We start from the raw sequence: 22904 nt of genomic DNA, 5'->3' as shown, positions 1-22904 counted from the left end.
TACGGGGAATCGAAAGCCCGTTGCCAGAGTATGTATGCTGCCATCCGGTCTCTGTTCCGGCTTGCTGAAGTAATCGTTTCAGGTTTTTTGACTTGCCTCGCTTCGGTATCGAAATGTTGGCAGTTCGTGCACAGTGATCCCTTCAGCCAGAGGGTCCACAAGACGTTGAGTCCAGAATTGATCCGGGTCCAGTATTTACAACCCCTTTCTATAACTGTTTTCCGGATAAGTGCTGCTGGGGCAATAGCTGGTTCCTTGCCGGGCAATATGGTTACAGTGTGCTGTGGCTTCGGCGTGCTGAACAGCTGAATCAGCATGCCCCCGGTTGCGCCAGAACCTGGGCTATGTGCGCAGCCAGAGATTGGATAATCTTCCTGAATATTTTGGTTCACCGTGGCTAAGTACAGCCTATGGTTGGGCTGGAAGCTTATGGTGGCTGACCGTTTGTGGGTTTGTTTACCTGTTGTTCTGGTGGCAGGTAAAGAGGATGCAGTGATTCAGCGTATGAAAGCGCTGTATAAACGCTGTCAGGAAAACGGTATCGAAGTGGAATGGCTTGATGCGAAAGCGTTAAAGGAACGTGAACCGAACATTACCGGGGTTGGTGCTCTCTATGTAAAAGCGACGGGAATTGTCGACTACAAACAGGTGACCAGGGCCATGGCGCGCTGTTTTGAGCAGCTGGGTGGTGAGGTTCAGTTGCGCTCCAACGTCGTCTTTATGGAGGAGACGTCTCACTGCATCCGTCTGGAAGTACAGAATGACTCCGGACATCAGGAGTTAATGGCACGTTATCTGGTGTGTTGCAGTGGCTTAATGGCTGACCGAACGACACGCATGCTTGGAATCAGGACAGACTTTCAGATTATTCCTTACCGGGGCGAGTATTATCAGCTGGCTCCACAGCATAATCATATCGTCAACCATCTGATCTATCCGATTCCTGATCCGGACCTGCCATTTCTGGGTGTGCATCTGACCCGTATGATGGATGGTTCTGTGACCGTGGGTCCCAATGCGGTGCAGGGCTGGAAGCGAGAAGGGTATGGGCGTATCAACCTGAGCCTGAAGGATATGCGGGATATGCTGACGTTTGCCGGGTTCTGGCGGGCTGCCCGGAATAACCTGGTCACAGGGCTGAAAGAGACGATCGATTCTTTCTGGAAACCGGGCTATCTCCGGCGGGTGCAGAAATACTGCCCCCAGCTGAAACTGTCAGACCTTAAACCCTACCCGGCAGGTATTCGGGCTCAGGCGGTGATGAGAGACGGTACTATGGTCCATGACTTTTTTTTTGCAGAAAGCGCCCGCAGCCTGCATGTCTGCAATGCGCCGTCGCCCGCAGCCTGCATGTCTGCAATGCGCCGTCGCCCGCAGCCACCTCTGCCATTCCCATTGGTGACTATATCTGCCAGCAGGTGAGTCAACGACTGCCAGCGGCAGAAAACGGTTCAGAAAGTAATCTGAAGAAACAGCCTTTTCCTGAAGTGGCTCATTAGCATAGAATGGGCGAACTGACCGAATGAGGTATTTGACTTGAAGATTACATTTACAGAAGCCGCTCAGAAATATCTGGCAGGTCTGCTGAAACGGCAGAACGTTGAAGGCATTGGCGTTCGCCTGTTTGTGACACAGCCAGGAACACCTTATGCCGAGACCTGTCTGGCTTACTGTAAGCCTGGTGAGGAAAAAGAAGGTGACCTGCTGCTGGAGCTGGAATACTTCAACTGTCATGTTGAAGGGGTCAGCGAACCGTTTCTGGAAGACGCTGAGGTGGACTTCTCTGAAGACAAACTGGGTGGTCAGCTGACCATCAAGGCACCGAATGCCAAACTGCCTAAAGTGAATGAAGACAGTCCGCTGGACCAGAAGATTAACTACTTCCTGCAGACTGAAATCAATCCGGGCCTGGCTTCCCATGGTGGTATGGTGTCGCTGGTGGAAGTTGACGAGGGTTTTGCCGTACTGCAGTTTGGTGGTGGTTGTCAGGGTTGCAGCGCTGTTGACCTGACTCTGAAAGACGGTGTGGAAAAAACTCTGGTTGAACGCATTCCTGAGCTGAAGGGTGTGCGTGACGTGACTGACCACACGGTGACGGATAACGCTTATTTTAAATGATGAGGCGGTAACGCTGGATACCCGAGCGTAAAAACTGTCAAGTCGTTGCTGAAAACTCCCGGTACATGGTTGTTCCGGGAGATTTCTGTGGGTTTCTTTTTACTTTCTTCTTACTCTGCTCCTGACTACTTTGCCCATTAATCCCGGCCCTGTCCTGAAGCTCCTTTGCAGGATCTCCGCAACCGAAATAAGGTATTCCAGTGACCAGAGAACGCTCAGGCAACCTCCCCCTTATGAAAGACTATCAGCTCGCCCACTGCCATCCTGTTCCACTGTTCGTTGGTGGTTAGTGGCTCTGTGGCAACCACGGTCACAATATCGGTTTGTGTGGTCTCTTTTTCGAAGTCGACGGTCAGTTCCGCATCCTTCAGGCAGGCCTGATCAAAAGGTGCCTTGCGTGTAATCCAGCTCAACTTGGTGCTGCAGTAACAGTACAGGTGCCTGGAGTCTGTCAGCAGCATATTGAACACCCCCATTTTCCTAAGTTCATCACACTGCTTCTGGATAAAACGGTGCAGAGTGCTGGCGCGTCTGGGAGGTTTGGGAAAACGTTCGCGAATGGCGTCCATCAGCCAGCAGAACGCATGCTCACTGTCTGTCGTGCCTATGGGTAAGTAATGGGTAAGGGGTTGCTTTTTGATACCTTTTAACTGACCGTTGTGAGCAAAGGTCCAGTTTCGTCCCCATAGCTCCCGTATAAAAGGGTGTGTATTTTCCAGACAGACCCTTCCGGCATTAGCCTGACGAATGTGGCTGATAACAATCTCACTTTTGATCGGATAGTTTCGCACAAGCTTTGCAATTTCAGAATCACAGCTGGGGTAGGGGTCTCGGAATTCTCTGACCCCGGGACCATCATAAAAAGCAATGCCCCAGCCATCGCGATGAGGCCCGGTTCGCCCGCCCCGTTGCATTAGTCCGGAAAAGCTGAAGCAGATATCAGTCGGGGTGTTGGCACTCATGCCCAGCAGTTCACACATGTTAAAATCTCAGTCACATCGGGTTGTATTTATTATAAAATTCTTCAGGCCACATCCCTGTGATCATTGTTTTTACTTAACAATGGTTTTCACCGGCAACCCGGGGTTCCCGGTTTAGCCAGGTTTAAAGGGTTGGCTCCTGCCGCTCCTGAGGCTGCCTCTCAGCTTTCTGTTTCGCTTTGTCTGACGGTTGTTTTTTCTTTTTCCCTTTGTCGGACACCGGCAGGGAAGTCGCAATAATGGCACAAACGGCGGTTACCACCACTAGTGGCAGGCCTGCCCGTGCCATTTCCGGAAAGCCGGCAGACAGCCCGTCGTAAATCATCACCCATAAAGCAGGTAGCAACAGGTCTGCTTCGGTACTATGCCACCAGGGGGTGACAAGCAGGATGAAAGTTCCTGCCCGTAACAGTCTGCGTACACGGGGATTAATTGAGCCTGTGATGAGCCACAGGGCCAGGGTGCAGGCCAGGACTCCGGCCAGATAGACTCCCCAGCCCAGTAAAATCTGTGAACTTGTCATTCATTCTCCAACTGAATGAAACGATGCCTGATGGACTGATACTGGTGAAAGTAACAATTTGGTGCCTTTTTTCTACAAAGCGTACAGCTGTTGTCTATAGTCATCAGATCATCATGGTCGTGACGGTGTAAGTGACGATATAAAGAGTATGGGGCTAATAAAAGCTGCTCTTACTCAGCGGCTATGATATGTCAGGTACCGGTACTTGTCATCGGCTCTTCTTATCGGAGCTAGTTATCGGGGCTTGTCATCGGTGTCAAAGGTAGAGCCATTACACTAAGGCTTGAATAAGAAATATGACAGGAATCAGTAATGATAGAAGGACTTGGATCGGTTGGTACGACGCTTGACTGGATAGCCCTGCTTGCACTGGTGGTTCTATGGGTGGGCTATACCGCGTTTGCGTACCACAAGGGTAAGGAAACCCCCTGTCTTGCCAGTGTTCTGGCATTGTACCGGCGTGACTGGATGTACCGGCTGCTGGGACGTGATAACCGTATTGCGGATGCCAGCCTGTTACAGAGCCTCCGAGCCAGCGTCAGTTTCTTTGCCTCTACGAGTATTCTGATTATTGCCGGCCTGGTGACAGGGATTGCCGCTTCAGAAGAAGCGGTGGGTGTGCTTTCAACCATTCCTTTTGTGACAACCAATACCCGTGAGCTCTGGGAGCTTAAAGTGTTGGTGATGCTGGTGATTTTTGTTTATACCTTTTTCGAGTTTACCTGGAGCCTGCGGCTGTATAACTTTACCTGTGTACTCTTTGGCAGCGCGCCGCTGTGTAAAGATGTTGATGGTCATAAAACCCGGCAGGGCGTTTTTGCTACCCGTTCTGCCCATATTATGACCCTGGCAGCCAATCACTTTAACTACGGTTTGCGCGCCTATTACTTTTCTATGGCAACGCTGGCGTGGTTTATTCATCCGGGCCTGTTTATCGGGGCTGCGGCACTGGTCGTGATTATTCTGTACCGTCGGGAGTTCCACTCATCGGTGCTGGACGCCCTGGCGGTCAGCGAGCGGGAAACGCACTTCTGAGCCTGCTGTTTTGAGGGGCGAGAAGAAAAAACAAAGAAATTTATTGTTTCTCCCTTGAAAACAAAAACACCCACCCCTAAATACGAGTTAGCGAATTTTGAATTGAATGACATCGTATTGAGGATCGTATGACTGTCGAAGCCCAGAAAGAAACATTAGGTTTTCAGACTGAAGTAAAGCAGCTGCTTCACCTGATGATTCACTCCCTGTACTCCAACCGTGAAATTTTCCTGCGTGAGCTGGTCTCCAACGCTTCCGATGCGGCCGACAAGCTGCGATTCGAAGCCTTGCACAATGGTAGCCTGCTGGAATCTGACCCGAATCTGGATATCCGCATCAGTTTCGATAAGGACGCGAAAACGGTCACTATTGCCGACAACGGCATTGGTATGGATCGTGAGGGTGTGATTTCCCATCTGGGTACGATTGCCAAGTCCGGTACAGCCGATTTCCTGAAAAACCTGACCGGTGACCAGAAGAAAGATTCTCAGCTGATTGGTCAGTTTGGTGTCGGCTTCTACTCTGCCTTTATCGTGGCGGACAAAGTCACCGTTGAAACCCGCAAAGCTGATGCGGCAACCGACGAGGCTGTACGCTGGGTATCTGATGGTTCCGGTGAGTTTACTGTTGAAACCATCGAGAAAGAGAAGCGCGGCACCAGCATCATCCTGCACCTGAAGCCGGAAGCTGAAGAGTTTGCTGATGGCTGGCGTCTGCGCAACATCATTCGCAAATACTCTGATCATATCTCCCTGCCGATCCTGATGCTGAAAGAAGAGGCTCCTGCGGCAGAAGGCGAAGAAGAAAAGCAGGAAGACAAAACACCTGAATGGGAAACCGTTAACACGGCCAAGGCGCTGTGGACCCGCTCCCGCTCCGAGATTTCTGACGAAGAATACAAAGAGTTCTACAAACACATCAGCCACGACTTCACCGATCCGATGAAGTGGAGCCACAACCGTGTTGAGGGCAAGCTGGAATACAACAGCCTGCTGTTTATCCCGGCGAAGGCACCGTTTGACCTGTATAACCGTGATATGCAGAAAGGACTCAAGCTTTACGTCCAGCGTGTGTACATCATGGATCAGGCGGATGAATTCCTGCCAATGTACCTGCGTTTCATCAAGGGTGTGGTGGATTCTAACGACCTGTCCCTGAACGTATCCCGTGAAATTTTGCAGAAAGACCCGGCGGTTGAAAGCATGAAGACTGCGCTGACCAAGCGTGTTCTGGATATGCTGGAAAAAATGGCTAAGAAAGAGCCTGAACAGTACGCAGAATTCTGGACCGAGTTTGGTCAGGTACTGAAAGAAGGCCCGGCTGAAGACTATGCTAACCGCGAGAAAGTTGCCAAACTGCTGCGTTTTGCCACCACTGAGAGCGACAGTGCAACCCAGGATCAGAACCTGGAAGGCTATGTGTCCCGTATGAAGGAAGGTCAGGACAAGATCTACTACATCACAGCGGATACCCACAATGCAGCTGCCAACAGCCCGCATCTGGAAGTGTTCCGTAAGAAGGGGGTCGAAGTCCTGCTACTGTCCGATCGTGTAGACGAGTGGCTGATGTCCCATATGCAGGAATTCGACGGCAAGCAATTTGCTGACATTGCCCGTGGTGATCTGGATCTGGGAACCCTGGACAACGAAGATGATAAGAAAGCCCTGGAAGAGAGCGCTAAAGAAAAGGAAGACCTGCTCAAGCGTATTAAAGATGCCCTGGGCGACAGTGTTGAAGAAGTACGTGTTACCCACCGTCTGACCGATTCTCCAGCCTGTCTGGTGGTTGGGCAGTTCGATATGGGTGCCCAGATGCGTCGTATTATGGAAGCGGCAGGTCAGGCTGTGCCAGAAAGCAAGCCGATCTTCGAGATCAACCCTGAGCACCCACTGATTACCCGTCTGGATCAGGAAAGCGATGAAGATCGTTTTGTTGACCTGAGCAAGGTGGTGTTCGATCAGGCGAGCCTGGCAGCTGGTGGGCAGCTGGATGATCCGGCTTCATATGTGCAGCGTCTGAACAAGCTGCTGCTGGAAATGGCTGAGTAATTGTTGTAAAACAGGGGCTCTGTATATGAGTCCCTGTTTTAATTTGTGTTTTGATGATTGCTATACCCCACCGGCATCCCGACCATATTCCCAGCAGGCTTTGTGTTCCATATACGTTTTAAACGATTGTATTGCAGCTCTCGCTTTTTTGGGTTTCTGACGGGATAAGTCGTACCAGTATGTAAGCTCTCTGTCTTTTGTATAAGGAGCCGTTGTAGTGTACTGAATCGGCTTCACAGACCATATTGCCGAGGTGTAATACCAGAACCATGAATCACAGCCTGCATTGAAACAGGGTTGAACTTTTTGTGGGTTGATGACCCAACCCCAAAGTGTAATGACTAATTGTTCCGACGCTTTTCGCATTAATGGCAAAATCAGGTCAGACAGGGCATTACCGGACTGGCAAATGTCTTTCTTGTCTTGATCTTCACAACTCTCCCCGTTACGAGGGTGCTTGCCAGTTTGTTGTATTGATTTCTGACAGCTAAATAGCCGATAAATCTTGTCAGTTGATGCAGCGAGTTGGCCTTCTCATTATATAGACCACTTGATTCGAAGAAGTCATCACGCCAGGTATGATAATCCTCAATAGTCAGGCCCAGTTGCGCATGCAGATAATTGGCAGTTGCTGAAGTATCAATTTTAGTGACGTTATTTGCGTATTTCATGCTGTGCTGTAGCAGTTTAACAATCAACTGACTCTTATCTTCGAGTGCTTTGACACTTGGTGCTCCCTGGTTAGCCAATACTGCTAAGACCTCTGAGTATTCTTTGTAAGTGCTAAGGTCACCTGGTCCTTGTAACAAGCTTATATACTCTCTTTCAACCGAGGTTCTGGTTGCGTCTAAGGCGTCAAATACGCTGTCAGCCACTCTTTGGCTAATTCTTTTTATATTCAGTTGGCTGTTGGCGTACGGGTTTTTAAGATCGCTTTCCAGTTTGACGTTATTTGATAAAAAGTACCGGTGATCCAGGCCAGCCTCAGCCATCAGGTAGTATTTCGGAATATTGCTATCAACATGCATTTCTTTGAAGTGCTTACTGACTTGTTGCAGATCTGATGGAAGTTGACTACTGCATTGCTGGGCATTCAAGTTTACCTTTTCAATCTCGCCTGATAGGTATGTTTCACAAACCCCAGTTTTACTTATTCCTAAAGATAGAACTGGAATAAGAAGGTAATAAGCCAGTAGGCTATTCTTCATATTCTTTCGTTTAGTCATAATTATTCTCTGTCTGATTAACAGGTCAATAAATTCAGTGGTTCAATATAGGCTTCAATAATTCTTTCTGCTGAACAGTTTTTTTACATCCTGCTTGGTCTCCGCCCTGTCATCATGCAAAATAATGCGATTTTTGCTGGTTTTCGTTATCAGTGAGTTCAGGACTGGCAGTTATACCGTAAGCAGGTCATCAGGCTGCCAGCCAGTTGTTAACAGTTGTTTTGATGGAAAATGAAATGGTTTCTGAAATTTTCAACCCGGAATTGTGGGATGAAGTCGAAGGGTTCGGGTTTGAGGATATTACCTATCACCGGGCCAGGCATCAGGGAACGGTTCGCATCGCTTTTAACCGTCCTGAATGCCGCAATGCCTTTCGCCCTAAAACGGTTGATGAGCTGTACCGGGCCTTAGAACATGCACGACTGTCCAGTGATGTGGGGGTGGTTATTATTACCGGTAATGGTCCTTCACCGAAAGATGGTGGCTGGGCATTCTGTTCCGGTGGTGATCAGCGTATTCGTGGTCGCGATGGCTACAAATATGAGGGCATGCCCGCTGATGAAATTGATCCGGCCAAACTGGGTCGTCTGCACATTCTTGAGGTTCAGCGATTGATACGCTTTATGCCCAAAGTGGTGATGGCGGTCGTGCCTGGCTGGGCAGCAGGTGGTGGCCATAGTCTGCATGTGGTGTGCGACCTGACGATTGCTTCGAAGGAGCATGCGGTGTTTAAGCAGACTGATCTTGATGTTGCCAGCTTTGATTCCGGCTATGGCTCTGCTTATCTGGCGAAAATGGTCGGGCAGAAGAAAGCCCGTGAAATTTTCTTTCTGGGACTGGATTACTCTGCACAGGATGCAGCGGATATGGGCATGGTCAACAAAGTGGTCCCTCACGCCGAGCTGGAAAATGTAGCGCTGGAGTGGGCAAAAATCATTGGTGAAAAATCACCAACCGCTCTGCGTATGATGAAATACGGACTGAATTTGACAGACGATGGCATGGTAGGGCAGCAGCTGTTCGCCGGTGAGGCGACGCGACTGGCTTATGGCACAGAAGAAGCTCAGGAAGGTCGTGACTCTTTCCTTGAAAAACGGCCTAAGGATTTTTCCCGTTTTCCGTATCACTATTAATGTATTGAATGACTGGTCAGTCAGTAGCAAACTGGCCAGTCATAATCTGGAAAGGCTCAGGCGATTTTTGAAGAATGTTCTTTCGCGTAAATCGCCAGTCCGCCCTGGGAGGTTTCCCGGTACTTGGCCTGTAAGTCCAGACCTGTGCGATACATGGTTTCTACACAACTGTCCAGAGACACCGCATGGTTACCGTCGCCACGCATGGCAAGACGGGCAGCGGTGATCGCTTTGATGGCAGCCATACCATTCCGTTCAATACATGGAATCTGAACCAGGCCGGCAATAGGGTCACAGGTCATACCCAGATGATGCTCCATGCCGATCTCCGCAGCGTTTTCAACCTGGTCAATCGAGCCACCCTGTACGGCGACCAGCGCACCGGCGGCCATGGAACAGGCTGAGCCAACTTCTGCCTGACAACCTGCCTCGGCACCGGAAATCGTTGCATTCATTTTGATAATGGCAGCGATGGCAGCAGCGGTGGCCAGGAACTCACGGATACCTTCCTGATTGTTACGGGAGATAAAGCGGGAGTAATAGGCAATAACGGCAGGAATAACGCCTGCGGCGCCATTGGTAGGAGCTGTTACTACACGACCACCACAGGCGTTTTCTTCGTTGACCGACATGGCAAACAGAGTCACCCAGTCCATAATGGCAAAGTGGTCGCTCAGCATGGCTTCCGGGTTGGCTGTCATGGTTTTGTGCAGGTCAAAGGCGCGACGCTTGATGCCGGACATGGGCAGTTTACCTTCCATGCGCAGGCCACGATCAATGCAGTTGCGCATGACATCCCAGATGGCATCAATTTTTTCGTTAACGATGGCGATGTCGCCGTTGTTGCGGGCTTTTTCGTTTTCGATGACCAGTTCGGCAATGCTCAGGTTGTTGACCTTGCACAGTTTGATCAGCTCAGCCGCGTTACGGAATGGGTAAGGGATGCTGGCATCTGGTGCCTCAGACTGATCTTCACTGCCAGAGTTTTCTGGCTTGTTAAACTCATCTGCGCAGACAATAAAACCACCGCCGATCGACAGGTAGGTTTTGTAGTAAACGACAATGCCATTTTCATCCGCAGCAAAAATACGCATTGCGTTAGGGTGTTCGGGCAGTGTTTCACCGTTGTGGAAAATCAGCTGGGTATCATAGTCAAAACTGATTTCGTGTTCGCCCGCCAGTTTGATTTTTTTGCTGCTCTTGATGGCTTCGAATGCCCGGTCGGCTTCATCCGGATCAATAGTGTCTGGCTGGTAACCTGCCAGACCCAACAGAGACGCTTTATCAGTACCGTGTCCTACCCCCGTCAGTGCCAGGGAGCCGTAAAGGCCAACGCGTACGGAAGCAATGCTGCCCAGAATGCCTTTTTCCTTCAGCTCATTCAGGAAGCGATGTCCGGCCCACATTGGACCTACGGTGTGAGAGCTCGATGGGCCGATTCCGATTTTGAAGATGTCAAAAATACTAAGCATGCCGTCTCTACTGTGATGTTGGGTATGTAAGTAACCAACCGCATGAAATCATATTTTCTGACTCATTGTTCAGGCACTCCCGGCAACTGCTCCTTGCGTTGCCCTACCTTCTGCATCCATGCAGTCGTGACTGCGTTGCAACTCTGGTCACATAGCTTGCTATGCTCCCGCCGTTGCGCCTTGCATAGTACCTGCCCAATAAGCCAGAAATATTCGATTCCATGTGGCTGGTTACTTATGAAAATATAAAGAATTCTTTGAAGGATTCTGCCAGCTATCGCCAGATGGAAAAATACCGGAGGAAGGTAGACTTCCCCCGGCTTTCCGAAGCATTTAACGCTGTTTATAAGTAGCTGTGTTATCAGCGCCTGACTGTCTTACAGGAAGAAGTTAGCGGTGATGAAGCCCAGGATCGCGATGATGCCCAGAACCAGGGTAAACAGGTTGATTTTCGCGTCGTACTTGCGCATGGCTGGTACTTTCTTGGTGGCGTATACCGGCAGGATGAACAGGATCATTGCCAGGATTGGAGCAACCAGTGCTTCGATCATGCCCATTACAGACACGTCCATGTAAGCCACCGCCCATACAGACAGGATGATGAAAGCGATGATGCCCATGTCGACTTTCTTCATGTCAACGGTTTTGCCTTCGCGCTTGGCCTTGTTCACGATCATGCCCTGCAGGCCTTCACGGGTACCCATGTAGTGACCAAAGAAGGAAGAGGAGATAGCAACAAGGGCAACGATCTGGGCCATCCATGCAAACAGCATGTTGTCAGTACGTTGTGCGAATACAGACATGATAGGCAGGTTGTCAGCCTTGGCCTGAAGCAGTTCAGCCGGAGACAGGGTCAATACACAGCTGTAGACAAAGAACATGGTGAAGCCAACCAGCATCATGGTGGTACGCTTCAGTGTGCGGCTGGCTTGAACTTCTGCGTCGTTGCCCAGGTCCTTACGGTAAGCGGATGCAAAAGAGGACACCGCAGGAGAGTGGTTGAACGCAAACACCAGAACCGGAATGGTCAGGAATACGGTGGTCATGAAGCCGCTGAAGGTAACCGGCGCATGAAACTGGGACATGTTCCACTGAGGAATCAGGTAGACAGAGGTACCAAACAGAACCACGATCAGTGGGTAAACCAGAGTATTGGTTACTTTAAGAACAGTTTTCTGTCCAGTCACCATGACACCCACCAGAGCAGACACCAGTACGAAGCTCAGGAGTGCACGGTTTGGCTCGGCCATGCCCAGCTGGTTAACCATCAGTGAGGTAACGGTGTTGGTGATGCCGATGCCGTAGATCAGCAGAATAGGGTAGATGGAAGCGAAGTAGCCCATGGTAATCAGGGAACCGGCTTTAGGGCCAAAGTGTTCTGTAACGGTCTGGGTAATGTCGGCATTCGGATTTTTGGAGGAGAGGCACAGGCGGGTCAGGCCACGGTGAGCCAGAAAGGTCATTGGACCAATAATGACGGTCATCAGAATCAGTGGCCAGATACCACCCAGACCGGCATTGATTGGCAGGAACAATACACCAGCACCAATTGCGGTACCAAACAGTGCCAGCATCCATTCTGTGTCACGTTTGCTGGCCGTTTTATCTTGAATACCAGCCTGAGACTGGTTCATTACATCTGCGTGTGCCATATGCTCTTATCTCCTCCGCATCAACAGGATTCAGGAGCGGTTAGTAAGTGAGTTGATGGCTGAGAACTGTACAGAAATTGTTCGCTGATTGTATTGATGGAGATTAGGGTGATTAATCTTTGATCTGTGTTACAATTTGCAACGGTTTGAATGTATTCTTTTATTTGCGGAATCTGCATAGATTGTTGAGTGCGCTATTTCGTATGCCTGTGTAATTGTTCGCATCGAAGTGGTTTGTTTGCGGCGTTGTTTATTTTGATTCAATAATTTTAAATAATTATTCGAAAATATTCGTTCCAGTTTGCGGTCTGTATTCTAAAAGTTTTGTAAATTTTTCAGGCATGACTGGCTGGATTTTAGGGAAGTATCGTATCTTCAGCGAAATATCCCTTGGTGGCAGAAACCTTTTCCCTGTGTCATCTTCCCTTTCTCGTATGAACAGACCTTGAAACGCCTATACTTCCGGAACTTCAGGTTCAGGGGCAAAAAAGTGGTTAAAAAGCTATTCACTACATCGTTCAATACTTACTCTGCATTCGTCAAATGGCGTAAAGAAACGGTTGATGGAAGCACCCGTTTTGTTTCGACAGAAGGTGCAGGTATCTGTGTAGGGGCTACAATAACCTGGTTGAAAAAAAGCATAGCTTCTGAAGGAAGAGGTATAAAAAGTGCCGCTGAGCTTGGGAGTGTGTTCTTGATGACAATTGTGCATACAACTTATGCAATGTTGCCTTTGGATAGCGGAGTGACAGAGCTTGAGGCACTCCCTTCTTATCTCAGTTCTCAAGACCTGGCCGTTCTGGACAGGCAGTATGGAACAGGAATGTTCGACCCGAAGTTCGTTGTAAACTGGGTTTCAGGTCTCTCAGGTCATTACATTTTTGGATTTTGGAATAAGACCAATAACCGGGGACATGTGGTAGGTATACGACGGGATGTTGGGGTGCTGGAAATGTTTGATTATGGAATGGGTTTGTATGAGTACCCGGACACAAGAACATTCATACGGCACTTGACGAGATTCAGTTTCGAACATTACTCCAAAGAGTCCGGATCGGAGTGGGCGATTTTCAGGGTGGGTTTGCCCGTAGTACAATAAATTGCAGCCCTTCTTCACGAATAACACTGTTAAATCTATAGCTCCTCTGGCTTTCGAAGCCTGATAACTCTAATATCACTACAAAATATTCAGTCATATATTTTGATTGATCATCTATAACAACGATTAACATTCAGTGACGCTAATAATCGCAAAGGCTGCGTAAATAATGACAATAGATCACGCTTCAAATTTTACAAATAATTTCTCCACTATAATCTGCCTGGATCTAGAGGGTGTGCTGGTTCCGGAAATATGGATTGAATTTGCCCGGCATACTGGCATAGAGGAACTCAAAGCGACTACCCGTGATATTTCAGATTACGATGAACTGATGACCATGCGTCTTGGCGTTCTGAAAAAGCATGGGCTGGGTCTGGCAGAGATTCAAAAGGTCATTGCCACTTTATCGCCTCTGCCCGGAGCCAGAGAATTTCTGGACTGGGTTCGTGAACGCTATCAGTTGATTATCCTGTCAGATACATTCTATGAGTTTGCCGATCCGCTAATGGCTCAGCTGGGTCGCCCGACCCTCTTCTGTCATAAGCTGGATATTGACCAGCAGGGAATGGTGGCTGGTTACAGGCTGCGTCAGGAAGACCCTAAACGATGTTCTGTAAAAGCATTGAAAAATCTTAATTACCGGGTTATTGCCGCAGGGGATTCCTACAACGATACCACCATGCTGAGTGAAGCAGACGCTGGCTTTCTGTTCCATGCGCCTGACAACGTGATCCGGGAGTTTCCGCAGTTCCCTGCCATCAACAGTTATGAAGCGTTGAAGCAGGCCTTTTTGGAGCAGTAAAAATAAACTGTAACCCTCGGGGCTGGAGCCAGACTGTTTTACAGGGAAGCTACTCCTTTGGTACGCCAGTTTGGTACGCCAGCCCCTGCATGAACTGGGTGAAACGCCCTGTTCGTGCGAGTTTGGCTTTGTCTTTACAAGGATATTTATTTGGGACTTTTCAGATAGAGTATCTCATTATTTGCACCACATTTATCACCTTCGCTAACTCCACACCCTGCGATTGAACAATGTAGTCCTGATGAGTATTGGTGACAATGCTCTTTTTCAGATGATGATTCAGAATCAATCAGAATCCCCCATACTCTCCCTAAAAATTCTCGTACTGTCCAATCTCCATGGGTGAATTCATCATAACCGCAAAAATAATCAAACAGTGTACAGTGAAAATGCTTGGCTATACATTCATTTAATAAAGGTATCAATTCAGGAAAAAAATCCACCATTTTTTTATTGATTATTTTATCTAATGATAGCGATTTTGATTTAGATAAATTCGAAAATACGTTATTAAGCATTCCACAGGAAGGTTTGAATTTTTGACAGAGATGTAAATAATTTTTTTTGGAGTTGGTAGCTATATCGTTGTGGTAATCAATGATCTTTGTTTGACTTTCATGATTTATTGAATAACACGTCGTTCCGTTTAAAGTCATGTTAAAGGCGTATCTCATGGAATGAGTAGCCAATTGTTCACCTTGAAAATATTTAGGGGTAAAGCACAGAGCAAAATCAGAATCGCTTTCTATTTTTATATCCTGGCCATCAGGAACAGTATGATTTCCTCTTAGTTCCAGAAAGCCATTATTTGCCTTGCGAATACTGTATGGATATGCCTCGTTAGATACTCTTTTCTTCAAATGAAGGGTTTGAGCCAGTGCCTTTTCTGCGTTTAAGGAGAAAGCTATAAGTATCAAAAAAGTCAGTGTACGCAGTACAATTGAGATTTTAGCAGTGGGATAAAAAGCTGGATTCCACATAATCACTTCTTGTAGAGGTTGTAGAAGCCCGAAGTATAGTTTGCTGTTAGCCTTGCTAAGTCGAATTTTATCTTCAATTGTCCAGAACTTTCGGGCAGGCTGAGGAAGCCTGCCATATCATTACATGCTTTCCAAACCCTGCATCAGGTTTTTAACCTTGGTGACTGACTCCTGATATTCCTGTTCACAGTCTGAATCGGCCACAATGGCGCCACCGCCCCAGCAGCGCAGCTGATTGTTCCGGGCAATCAGTGAGCGGATGGTAATACTGGTATCCATCTGCCCATCTGTGCTGATGTAGCCAATTGACCCGCAATAAATGTTTCGCGCAGAAGCTTCCAGTTCGTGGATGATCTCCATGGAGCGAATCTTGGGAGCGCCGGTAATAGAGCCTCCGGGAAATGCGTGAAACAGCACGTCCAGAGCATGGTGGTCTTCAGCCAGCTCCCCTGTCACTGTGCTGACCAGGTGATGCACGTTGGCATAGCTTTCAAGGGCAAAAAGGCGAGGTACTTTTATGCTGCCTGTTTTACAGATTTTACCCAAATCATTGCGTAGCAGATCAACGATCATCAGGTTCTCTGCCCGGTCCTTCTCACATTCCAGCAACTCCCGGGCATACTGTCGGTCTTCCTGCTCTGTGGCTCCCCTGGGGCGGGTACCTTTTATGGGGTGGGTCTCGACATGGTGGTCTGAGACTTTGATGAAGCGCTCGGGAGAGTGACTGAGAATCTCAAAGTCAGGGTGTGACAGATAGGCAGAATAAGGAGCAGGGCTGACTTTTCGCAATTGCTTATAGGCTGGCCAGCTGTTGCCCTGATAGTGGGCAATAAACTCCTGGGTCAGGTTCACTTCGTAACAGTCACCGGCAAGAATGTAATCCTGAATTCTGTTAAAAGCTTCTTCATACTCGGTTTTGCTGATGGAGGGGGTAAAACCACGGGTTATTTTAAACGCTGATGACCGGGCTACAGGCTGTCTGTCGATCAGGGCCAGAATCTTTTCTCTTTCCTGCTCCGGGCAGTCCGGGTGAAAGACAATCTGTGTCGACTGCTGTTCATGGTCTGTGATCAGCGCCCAGTGGTACAGGCCAACACTCATTAAAGGCGTTTCCATCTCTCGCCTGGCAATTCGGCCCGGTTCCAGTACTGATGCCAGCTCATAGCCCCAGAAACCCATGGCACCTCCGGTAAAGGGCAGGGCGTGTTTTGCGACAGGTGTCATTTGTTCCAGCAGCCCGGACAGACACTCAAAGGGTGACTGGCTGGAATGGTCACTGCTTTCCCCGGTTAAATGATTGGTAACATTCACTTGCCCGTTATTGTCTACCGCTACAACGGCCCATGGATTGGCGGAGATGATGTCGTAACGAGTGTGTGATGCTGAATACTCTGAACCGCAGCTGTCGAGAAAGCAGGGCAGGGTTTCATTCAGAAAATGTTCAAACCAGATGCTGGAGTCAGCCAGATAGTCCAGATCAACGATGATCAGTTCGTTCATATAGGCCATAAAGTAGCGAGAAAAAAGTAGCGTGCAAAAAATTGATGGCATTTTACCTGTAGTCAATACTTACCGCCATGAACAATGTAGACAGTTTGCCCGTTTCTGTATAGAGATAGCTCAGATATCGCTCAGGTCTGCTTCAGAGACCGGGTTTGTATGTGCTGGCACATTATAATACTGTTTCCTAAAATCCTGTATTGATGTAGCTGATGTTCAAACAATAATTCAAAGGAGTGCGTTAATATGCCACTGACGGATAAAGACAACGCCCTGACTCGCCTGATTATGAAGCAGGGTATTGTAACCGCTCCGGGTGTTTACGATGGGCTCTCTGCGCGTCTGGCAGAAGAAGCCGGTTTTTCTGCGCTTTACGCCAGTGGTGGAGCCATTGCCCGCAGCACCGGTGTACCCGACATTGGTCTGTTAACTCTGACGGAAGTGGTGGACCGGGTTCGACAGATTTGTGAGTCCACGTCTCTGCCAGTGATTGCCGATGCCGATACGGGTTTCGGTAATGAGGTCAATGTTAAGCGCACGGTTGAGCTGTTCAAAGGTGCCGGAGTGTCAGCCTTTCACCTTGAAGATCAGGAGTTTCCTAAACGTTGCGGTCATCTGGATGGCAAATCCCTGATTGCTGCTGATGATATGTGCAGAAAAATCGAGGTGGCCAGCAAATATGCCGGAGAGGTTTTGGTCATAGCCCGTACCGATGCGATTGCTGTCACCGGTTTTGATGATGCCATTGCCCGGGCCAGAGCTTATGTTGATGCCGGTGCCGATATGCTCTTTGTCGAAGCGCCGCAGACGGTTCAACAGATTGAAGCCATCGCCAGACAGGCACCGGGTCCCAAGCTGATCAACATGTTTTATGGCGGCAAAACGCCTCTGGTGCCATCGACTGACCTGAAAGCCATGGGTTATCAGCTGATCATTATTCCGTCTGATTTACAGCGTGCCGCCATGACGGCCATGAAAGAAGTGTTGGATGTGATCCGGCGTGACGGCGACAGCGGAGCGGTTGCGGATGATATGCTGACTTTTCAGGACCGTGAACGACTGGTCAGAACAAAAGAGTTTTTAAATCCTTAATAATCAGAAAGATATTACAAATAATTAAAGTAATGTCTTACTTTAGTAATAACAACATCCATAACAAGAATGGAGTAACACCATGGCTGAGAAAAAACTGGGTGGCGCAGGTCTGCGTGGCCAGAGTGCGGGATCAACGGCTTTATGTACCGTAGGTCAGTCTGGTACCGGGCTGACTTACTGTGGTTATGACATTTCCGAGCTGGCAGACCACGCTACCTTTGAGGAAGTAGCTTATCTGCTGTTCAATGGCGACCTGCCCAATGCCAGTGAACTGTCGGGTTATAAAGAGCGATTGAAAGCCTTCCGGGGGTTGCCTCAGCCATTAAAAGTATGCCTGGAGCAGATCCCTGCGGATGCTCACCCCATGGATGTATTGCGAACAGGTACATCTGTTCTTGGCAATCTGGAAACCGAGAAAAGCTTTACTGAGCAGCAGGATGTAGCGGATCGCCTGCTGGGGGCTCTGCCTTCAATCCTTCTGTACTGGTACCACTTCAGCCACAATGGTGAACGGATTGAGACTGAGGTGGGTGACGATTCCATTGCCGGCCATTTCCTGACCATGCTTCATGGCAAAGAACCCTCTCCCGACCATCGCCGCTGTCTGGATGTTTCGCTGATTCTGTACGCCGAACATGAATTCAATGCATCAACGTTTACTGCCAGGGTCTGCGCCTCCACCCTGTCGGATATGCACTCCTGCGTGACTGGCGCAATTGGTTCCCTGCGCGGGCCTCTGCATGGGGGTGCCAATGAAGCGGCTATGGATATGATCGAACAGTTCAGTTCGGTGGATGAGGCCGTAGAAGGCGTAAAAGGCATGCTGGAACGCAAGGACAAGATCATGGGCTTTGGTCATGCCATCTATCGCGAGTCTGATCCCCGCAATGCGATTATCAAGAAGTGGTCAAAGCAACTGGGTGAAACAGTGGGGGACCAGGTGCTCTATCCGGTTTCCGAAGCCATTGAACAATTGATGTGGGATGAAAAAAGATTGTTCTGTAATGCAGATTTCTTCCACGCGTCTGCGTATAACTTTATGGGCATTCCCACGAAACTGTTTACACCTATCTTTGTGTGTTCAAGGGTTTCAGGCTGGACGGCTCACGTTATGGAGCAGCGGGCGAATAACCGGATCATCCGCCCTTCTGCTGATTATATTGGCTCTGAGCCACGCAGCTGGGTGCCGCTGGCAGACCGTTAACAACGGGTTGATTCAATCGCCACCCGGACTCCGGGTGGCTCTTTTCCTTTTGACCCGGTGGATTTATTGTTACGAGTACAGCTGCCATGAACTTTTCCATGAACTTTTCCATGAACAAGGCCTATCGAAAACCCTTACCAGGGACTGATCTGGATTATTATGACACCCGGGCTGCCGTAGACGCGATTCAGCCGGGTGCTTACCTTAAGCTGCCATACACTGCCCGGGTACTGGCGGAAAACCTGGTACGCCGTTGTGATCCGGAAACGCTGACAGCTTCCTTGCAGCAGATCATTGAGCGCAAACGGGAGCTGGACTTTCCCTGGTATCCGGCAAGGGTTGTCTGCCACGATATCCTTGGGCAGACCGCGCTGGTCGACCTTGCCGGTCTGCGTGACGCCATTGCTGAACAGGGCGGCGATCCGGCACAGATTAACCCGGTGGTGCCTACCCAGCTTATTGTGGATCATTCACTGGCGGTGGAACACGGGGGCTACGACAAAGACGCTTTTGACAAGAACCGGGCTATTGAGGACCGGCGCAATGAAGATCGCTTCCACTTTATTAACTGGACCAGGGAAGCCTTTAAAAACGTCGATGTGATTCCACCCGGCAATGGCATTCTGCACCAGATTAACCTTGAGAAAATGTCACCGGTTATTCAGTCCCGTGATGGCGTGGCTTTTCCGGATACACTGGTAGGTACTGACAGCCATACGCCCCATGTGGATGCCCTGGGAGTGATTGCCCTTGGTGTTGGTGGACTGGAAGCAGAAAGCGTGATGCTCGGACGGGCTTCCTGGATGCGTCTGCCCGACATTATTGGTGTTGAGATTGTCGGCAGACGCCAGCCCGGTATTACCGCCACGGATATAGTACTGGCACTGACGGAGTTCCTGCGTAATCAGAAGGTTGTGTCGTCTTATCTGGAATTTTACGGTACAGGGGTGGCCGACCTGACCCTGGGCGACCGCGCCACCATCTCCAATATGACACCGGAATTTGGTGCCTCTGCGGGACTGTTCTACATCGACCGGCAGACCATTGATTACCTGAGGCTGACCGGCAGGGACAATGATCAGGTCAGACTGGTCGAACACTACGCTAAAACCACAGGACTTTGGGCAGACAGTCTGGAACAGGCGGAATATGAGCGGGTTCTGACGTTTGACCTGTCAAAGGTGGGGCGCAATATTGCCGGCCCTTCCAACCCGCATCGTCGTGTATCCACCTCTGAACTGGCACAACAGGGCATTTCCGGCAAAGTAGAAAACGAACCCGGTCTGATGCCTGACGGGGCTGTGATTATTGCTGCCATTACCAGTTGTACCAATACCTCTAACCCCAGAAATACGGTGGCAGCCGGGACTGTTAGCGAAGAAAGCCAATGCCCTTGGACTTATCCGTAAACCCTGGGTGAAAACCTCCTTTGCTCCCGGCTCCAAAGCGGTGCAGCTGTATCTTGAATCCGCCGGTCTGCTGCCAGAGCTGGAAAGCCTTGGCTTTGGTATCGTCGGCTTTGCCTGTACCACCTGTAACGGCATGAGTGGAGCCCTTGATCCGGTCATTCAGCAGGAAGTGATTGACCGCGATCTGTATGCAACAGCGGTGCTGTCGGGGAACCGTAACTTTGACGGGCGTATCCATCCTTATGCGAAACAGGCTTTTCTTGCCTCACCACCGCTGGTGGTGGCCTATGCCATTGCCGGAACCATTCGCTTTGATATCGAACAGGATGTTCTTGGCCTTGATCAGAAAGGTAATCCTGTCACGTTGAAGGATATCTGGCCCACGGATGAAGAGATTGATGCGATTGTTCAGGCTCATGTGAAGCCGGAACAGTTCCGGGAAGTGTATATTCCCATGTTTGATTTGCAGTCTGACCATGAAGGGACAACAGGCCCACTTTATCAGTGGCGTCCACAAAGTACTTATATTCGCCGGCCGCCTTACTGGGAAGGGGCTCTGGCAGGTGAGCGTACCATGACAGGCATGCGTCCTCTGGCGGTGCTTGGCGATAATATAACCACCGATCATCTGTCGCCGTCCAATGCGATTCTGCCAGCCAGTGCCGCCGGGGAGTATCTGGCGAAAATGGGGCTGCCGGAAGAAGACTTTAACTCCTACGCCACCCACCGTGGTGACCATCTGACGGCCCAGAGAGCCACCTTTGCCAACCCAAAGCTGCTGAACGAAATGGTGACAGACCATGGTGAAGTGGTTCAGGGCTCACTGGCGCGGGTTGAGCCGGAAGGAAAGGTCACTCGAATGTGGGAAGCGATTGAAACGTATATGGAGCGCCAGCAGCCATTGATCATTATCGCCGGGGCTGATTATGGTCAGGGGTCATCCCGTGACTGGGCGGCTAAAGGTGTGCGCCTTGCCGGTGTGGAGGTAATTGTCGCTGAAGGGTTTGAACGCATTCACCGAACCAACCTGGTAGGAATGGGGGTGCTGCCGCTGGAGTTTAAACCGGGTGTCACCCGAAAGACTCTGGGTATTGACGGTACCGAAACCTTTGATGTTGTGGGTGAGAGGATACCGGGTGCCACGCTGAACCTTTTGATCCATCGCGGTGATGGTGAAACGGTTCAAGTCCCTGTGACCTGTCGTCTTGATACCGCTGAGGAAATATCCATTTATGAAGCGGGTGGCGTGCTTCAGCGCTTTGCCAGTGATTTTCTGAGCAAAGACGAGCAGCCAGCGGATGCTACGGCATAAGGAGGGGAAGCTATGAGTGATGTGCCTCAGGTGAAAACAGTGCCTCAGGTGAAAATTCCCGCCACCTATATGCGTGGCGGAACCAGCAAAGGGGTGTTCTTCAGTCTTGAAGACCTTCCTGAACCGGCTCAGTTACCGGGTGAAGCCAGGGATAAACTGTTGTTGCGTGTTATTGGCAGTCCTGATCCCTATGGCAAACACACCGATGGTATGGGAGGCGCTACCTCCAGTACCAGCAAAACGGTGATTGTTTCCAGAAGTGGTCAACCGGATCATGATGTGGACTATCTGTTTGGCCAGGTCGCCATCGACAGACCGTTCGTGGACTGGAGTGGTAACTGTGGCAACCTGACGGCTGCCGTGGGAGCCTTTGCGATCAGCAAAGGGCTGGTTGATCCGAACCGGATTCCAGACAATGGCATTGCCACGGTACGGATCTGGCAGGTGAATATCCGGAAAACCATTGTTGCCCGTATTCCCATCAGTAACGGCGAGGTGCAGGAAACCGGTGATTTTGAGCTGGATGGCGTCACCTTTCCTGCCGCAGAAGTGCAGGTTGAGTTTTTAAGTCCGGTGGATGCCAGTGAAGCCATGTTCCCTACCGGGCAGCTGGTGGATGATTTGGACGTGCCAGGTATTGGCTGTTTCAAAGCCACCATGATTAATGCAGGAATTCCCACCATTTTCCTGAACGCTCAGGATATTGGTTACACCGGGACAGAGCTGCAGGATGTTATTAATGGTGATGAAGAGGCTTTGAAGCGACTCGAAACCATTCGTGCTCATGGTGCGGTTCAGATGGGGCTGGTTGACCATATTGATCAGGCAGCGCACAGGCAGCATACCCCCAAGCTCGCCTTTGTTGGCAAGCCTGCTGATTATAAGGCCTCCAGTGGCAAAGCGGTGTCAGCGAATGATGTTGACCTGCTGGTCAGGGCAATGTCCATGGGTAAGCTTCATCATGCCATGATGGGAACAGCAGCGGTGGCGATTGCTACTGCGGCTGCTATTCCCGGAACGCTGGTGAACCTTGCAGCCGGAGGGGGCGAACGGCAGGTGGTTCGCTTTGGTCATCCATCGGGTACATTAAAAGTGGGTGCCAGTGCCAGTCTTGTTAAGGGGGAGTGGGTTGTTGAGAAGGCGGTTATGAGCCGGAGCGCCAGAGTGTTGATGGAAGGCTGGGTTCGTGTGCCTGGTGATGCGTTCTGATATCCTGTTCGGCTTTGAATGCAGCCGGTTTCGGGCGGATACCGGCTATCCTCCAGCCGATGCCAAATAATGAAGCCACCAGAAAACAGAACGAACGATTTCTC

Annotated in this window: 17 protein-coding genes and 1 pseudogene; 11 read left to right on the top strand and 7 right to left on the bottom strand. The window is 49.8% G+C overall.

Annotated features, from left to right (window positions below):
• Nucleotides 1-393: 393 nt before the first annotated feature.
• Complete coding sequence (gene lhgO / locus V5J35_RS01275; protein WP_354009532.1) at nt 394-1422, top strand: L-2-hydroxyglutarate oxidase; 1029 nt, start codon at nt 394-396, stop codon at nt 1420-1422.
• 114 nt (nt 1423-1536) lie between these two features.
• Nucleotides 1537-2118, top strand: coding sequence for a Fe-S biogenesis protein NfuA (nfuA, locus tag V5J35_RS01270; RefSeq protein ID WP_354009531.1), 582 nt, complete (start codon nt 1537-1539; stop codon nt 2116-2118).
• A gap of 215 nt (nt 2119-2333) precedes the next feature.
• On the opposite strand, the gene V5J35_RS01265 is transcribed toward nfuA, so the two are convergent.
• Together V5J35_RS01265 and V5J35_RS01260 are read right to left on the bottom strand one after the other, a co-directional pair.
• Nucleotides 2334-3098 (bottom strand): class II glutamine amidotransferase, encoded by a 765-nt coding sequence (locus V5J35_RS01265; protein ID WP_354009530.1) that lies wholly within the window; start codon nt 3096-3098, stop codon nt 2334-2336.
• Between the two features lie 124 nt (nt 3099-3222).
• On the bottom strand, nt 3223-3621 hold the full coding sequence (locus V5J35_RS01260) for a hypothetical protein (protein ID WP_354009529.1): 399 nt from the start codon (nt 3619-3621) through the stop codon (nt 3223-3225).
• A gap of 312 nt (nt 3622-3933) precedes the next feature.
• Between V5J35_RS01260 and V5J35_RS01255 the strand changes: the two genes are divergently transcribed.
• Together V5J35_RS01255 and htpG are read left to right on the top strand one after the other, a co-directional pair.
• Nucleotides 3934-4656 carry a DUF599 domain-containing protein gene (locus V5J35_RS01255; RefSeq protein WP_354009528.1) on the top strand — a complete coding sequence of 241 codons (723 nt, stop codon included), beginning with the start codon at nt 3934-3936 and terminating at the stop codon, nt 4654-4656.
• A gap of 128 nt (nt 4657-4784) precedes the next feature.
• Nucleotides 4785-6704 carry a molecular chaperone HtpG gene (gene htpG / locus V5J35_RS01250; protein WP_354009527.1) on the top strand — a complete coding sequence of 640 codons (1920 nt, stop codon included), beginning with the start codon at nt 4785-4787 and terminating at the stop codon, nt 6702-6704.
• Nucleotides 6705-7081: 377 nt separating this feature from the next.
• Here the strand turns inward: htpG and V5J35_RS01245 are convergent, their stop codons facing one another.
• Nucleotides 7082-7930 (bottom strand): hypothetical protein, encoded by an 849-nt coding sequence (locus tag V5J35_RS01245; RefSeq protein ID WP_354009526.1) that lies wholly within the window; start codon nt 7928-7930, stop codon nt 7082-7084.
• Between the two features lie 236 nt (nt 7931-8166).
• On the opposite strand from V5J35_RS01245, the gene V5J35_RS01240 reads away from it, so the two are divergent.
• Nucleotides 8167-9063 (top strand): 1,4-dihydroxy-2-naphthoyl-CoA synthase, encoded by an 897-nt coding sequence (locus tag V5J35_RS01240; RefSeq protein ID WP_354009525.1) that lies wholly within the window; start codon nt 8167-8169, stop codon nt 9061-9063.
• A gap of 56 nt (nt 9064-9119) precedes the next feature.
• Here the strand turns inward: V5J35_RS01240 and V5J35_RS01235 are convergent, their stop codons facing one another.
• Both V5J35_RS01235 and V5J35_RS01230 read right to left on the bottom strand, forming a co-directional pair.
• Nucleotides 9120-10535, bottom strand: coding sequence for an L-serine ammonia-lyase (locus V5J35_RS01235; protein ID WP_354009524.1), 1416 nt, complete (start codon nt 10533-10535; stop codon nt 9120-9122).
• Nucleotides 10536-10912: 377 nt separating this feature from the next.
• The gene (locus V5J35_RS01230) at nt 10913-12187 is read right to left on the bottom strand and encodes an aromatic amino acid transport family protein (RefSeq protein ID WP_354009523.1); all 1275 of its coding nucleotides are present in this window, start codon (nt 12185-12187) and stop codon (nt 10913-10915) included.
• Nucleotides 12188-12677: 490 nt separating this feature from the next.
• Between V5J35_RS01230 and V5J35_RS01225 the strand changes: the two genes are divergently transcribed.
• Both V5J35_RS01225 and thrH read left to right on the top strand, forming a co-directional pair.
• Nucleotides 12678-13286 carry a hypothetical protein gene (locus V5J35_RS01225; protein ID WP_354009522.1) on the top strand — a complete coding sequence of 203 codons (609 nt, stop codon included), beginning with the start codon at nt 12678-12680 and terminating at the stop codon, nt 13284-13286.
• Nucleotides 13287-13455: 169 nt separating this feature from the next.
• Nucleotides 13456-14091 (top strand): bifunctional phosphoserine phosphatase/homoserine phosphotransferase ThrH, encoded by a 636-nt coding sequence (gene thrH / locus V5J35_RS01220; RefSeq protein ID WP_354009521.1) that lies wholly within the window; start codon nt 13456-13458, stop codon nt 14089-14091.
• A 146-nt stretch (nt 14092-14237) separates the two neighbouring features.
• Here the strand turns inward: thrH and V5J35_RS01215 are convergent, their stop codons facing one another.
• Together V5J35_RS01215 and pabB are read right to left on the bottom strand one after the other, a co-directional pair.
• On the bottom strand, nt 14238-15071 hold the full coding sequence (locus tag V5J35_RS01215; protein WP_354009520.1) for a hypothetical protein: 834 nt from the start codon (nt 15069-15071) through the stop codon (nt 14238-14240).
• A 120-nt stretch (nt 15072-15191) separates the two neighbouring features.
• Entirely contained in the window at nt 15192-16622 is a 1431-nt protein-coding gene (gene pabB / locus V5J35_RS01210; protein ID WP_354016239.1) for an aminodeoxychorismate synthase component I, read from the bottom strand.
• Nucleotides 16623-16817: 195 nt separating this feature from the next.
• On the opposite strand from pabB, the gene V5J35_RS01205 reads away from it, so the two are divergent.
• From V5J35_RS01205 to prpF, 4 genes and pseudogenes are all read left to right on the top strand, one after another.
• Nucleotides 16818-17663: an isocitrate lyase/PEP mutase family protein gene (locus tag V5J35_RS01205; protein ID WP_354009518.1), complete on the top strand. Its 846-nt coding sequence runs from the start codon at nt 16818-16820 to the stop codon at nt 17661-17663.
• Between the two features lie 82 nt (nt 17664-17745).
• Nucleotides 17746-18870 (top strand): bifunctional 2-methylcitrate synthase/citrate synthase, encoded by a 1125-nt coding sequence (gene prpC, locus V5J35_RS01200; RefSeq protein ID WP_354009517.1) that lies wholly within the window; start codon nt 17746-17748, stop codon nt 18868-18870.
• A gap of 110 nt (nt 18871-18980) precedes the next feature.
• Nucleotides 18981-21591, top strand: a pseudogene (gene acnD / locus V5J35_RS01195) (Fe/S-dependent 2-methylisocitrate dehydratase AcnD).
• 12 nt (nt 21592-21603) lie between these two features.
• A complete protein-coding gene (gene prpF, locus V5J35_RS01190; RefSeq protein WP_354009516.1) occupies nt 21604-22800 on the top strand; it encodes a 2-methylaconitate cis-trans isomerase PrpF in 1197 nt (398 codons plus the stop codon).
• Nucleotides 22801-22904 lie beyond the last annotated feature (104 nt).

This window comes from Endozoicomonas sp. NE40 (assembly GCF_040549045.1).
GTDB lineage: Bacteria > Pseudomonadota > Gammaproteobacteria > Pseudomonadales > Endozoicomonadaceae > Endozoicomonas_A > Endozoicomonas_A lisbonensis.
This window is presented reverse-complemented; position numbering and strand designations above follow the sequence as displayed.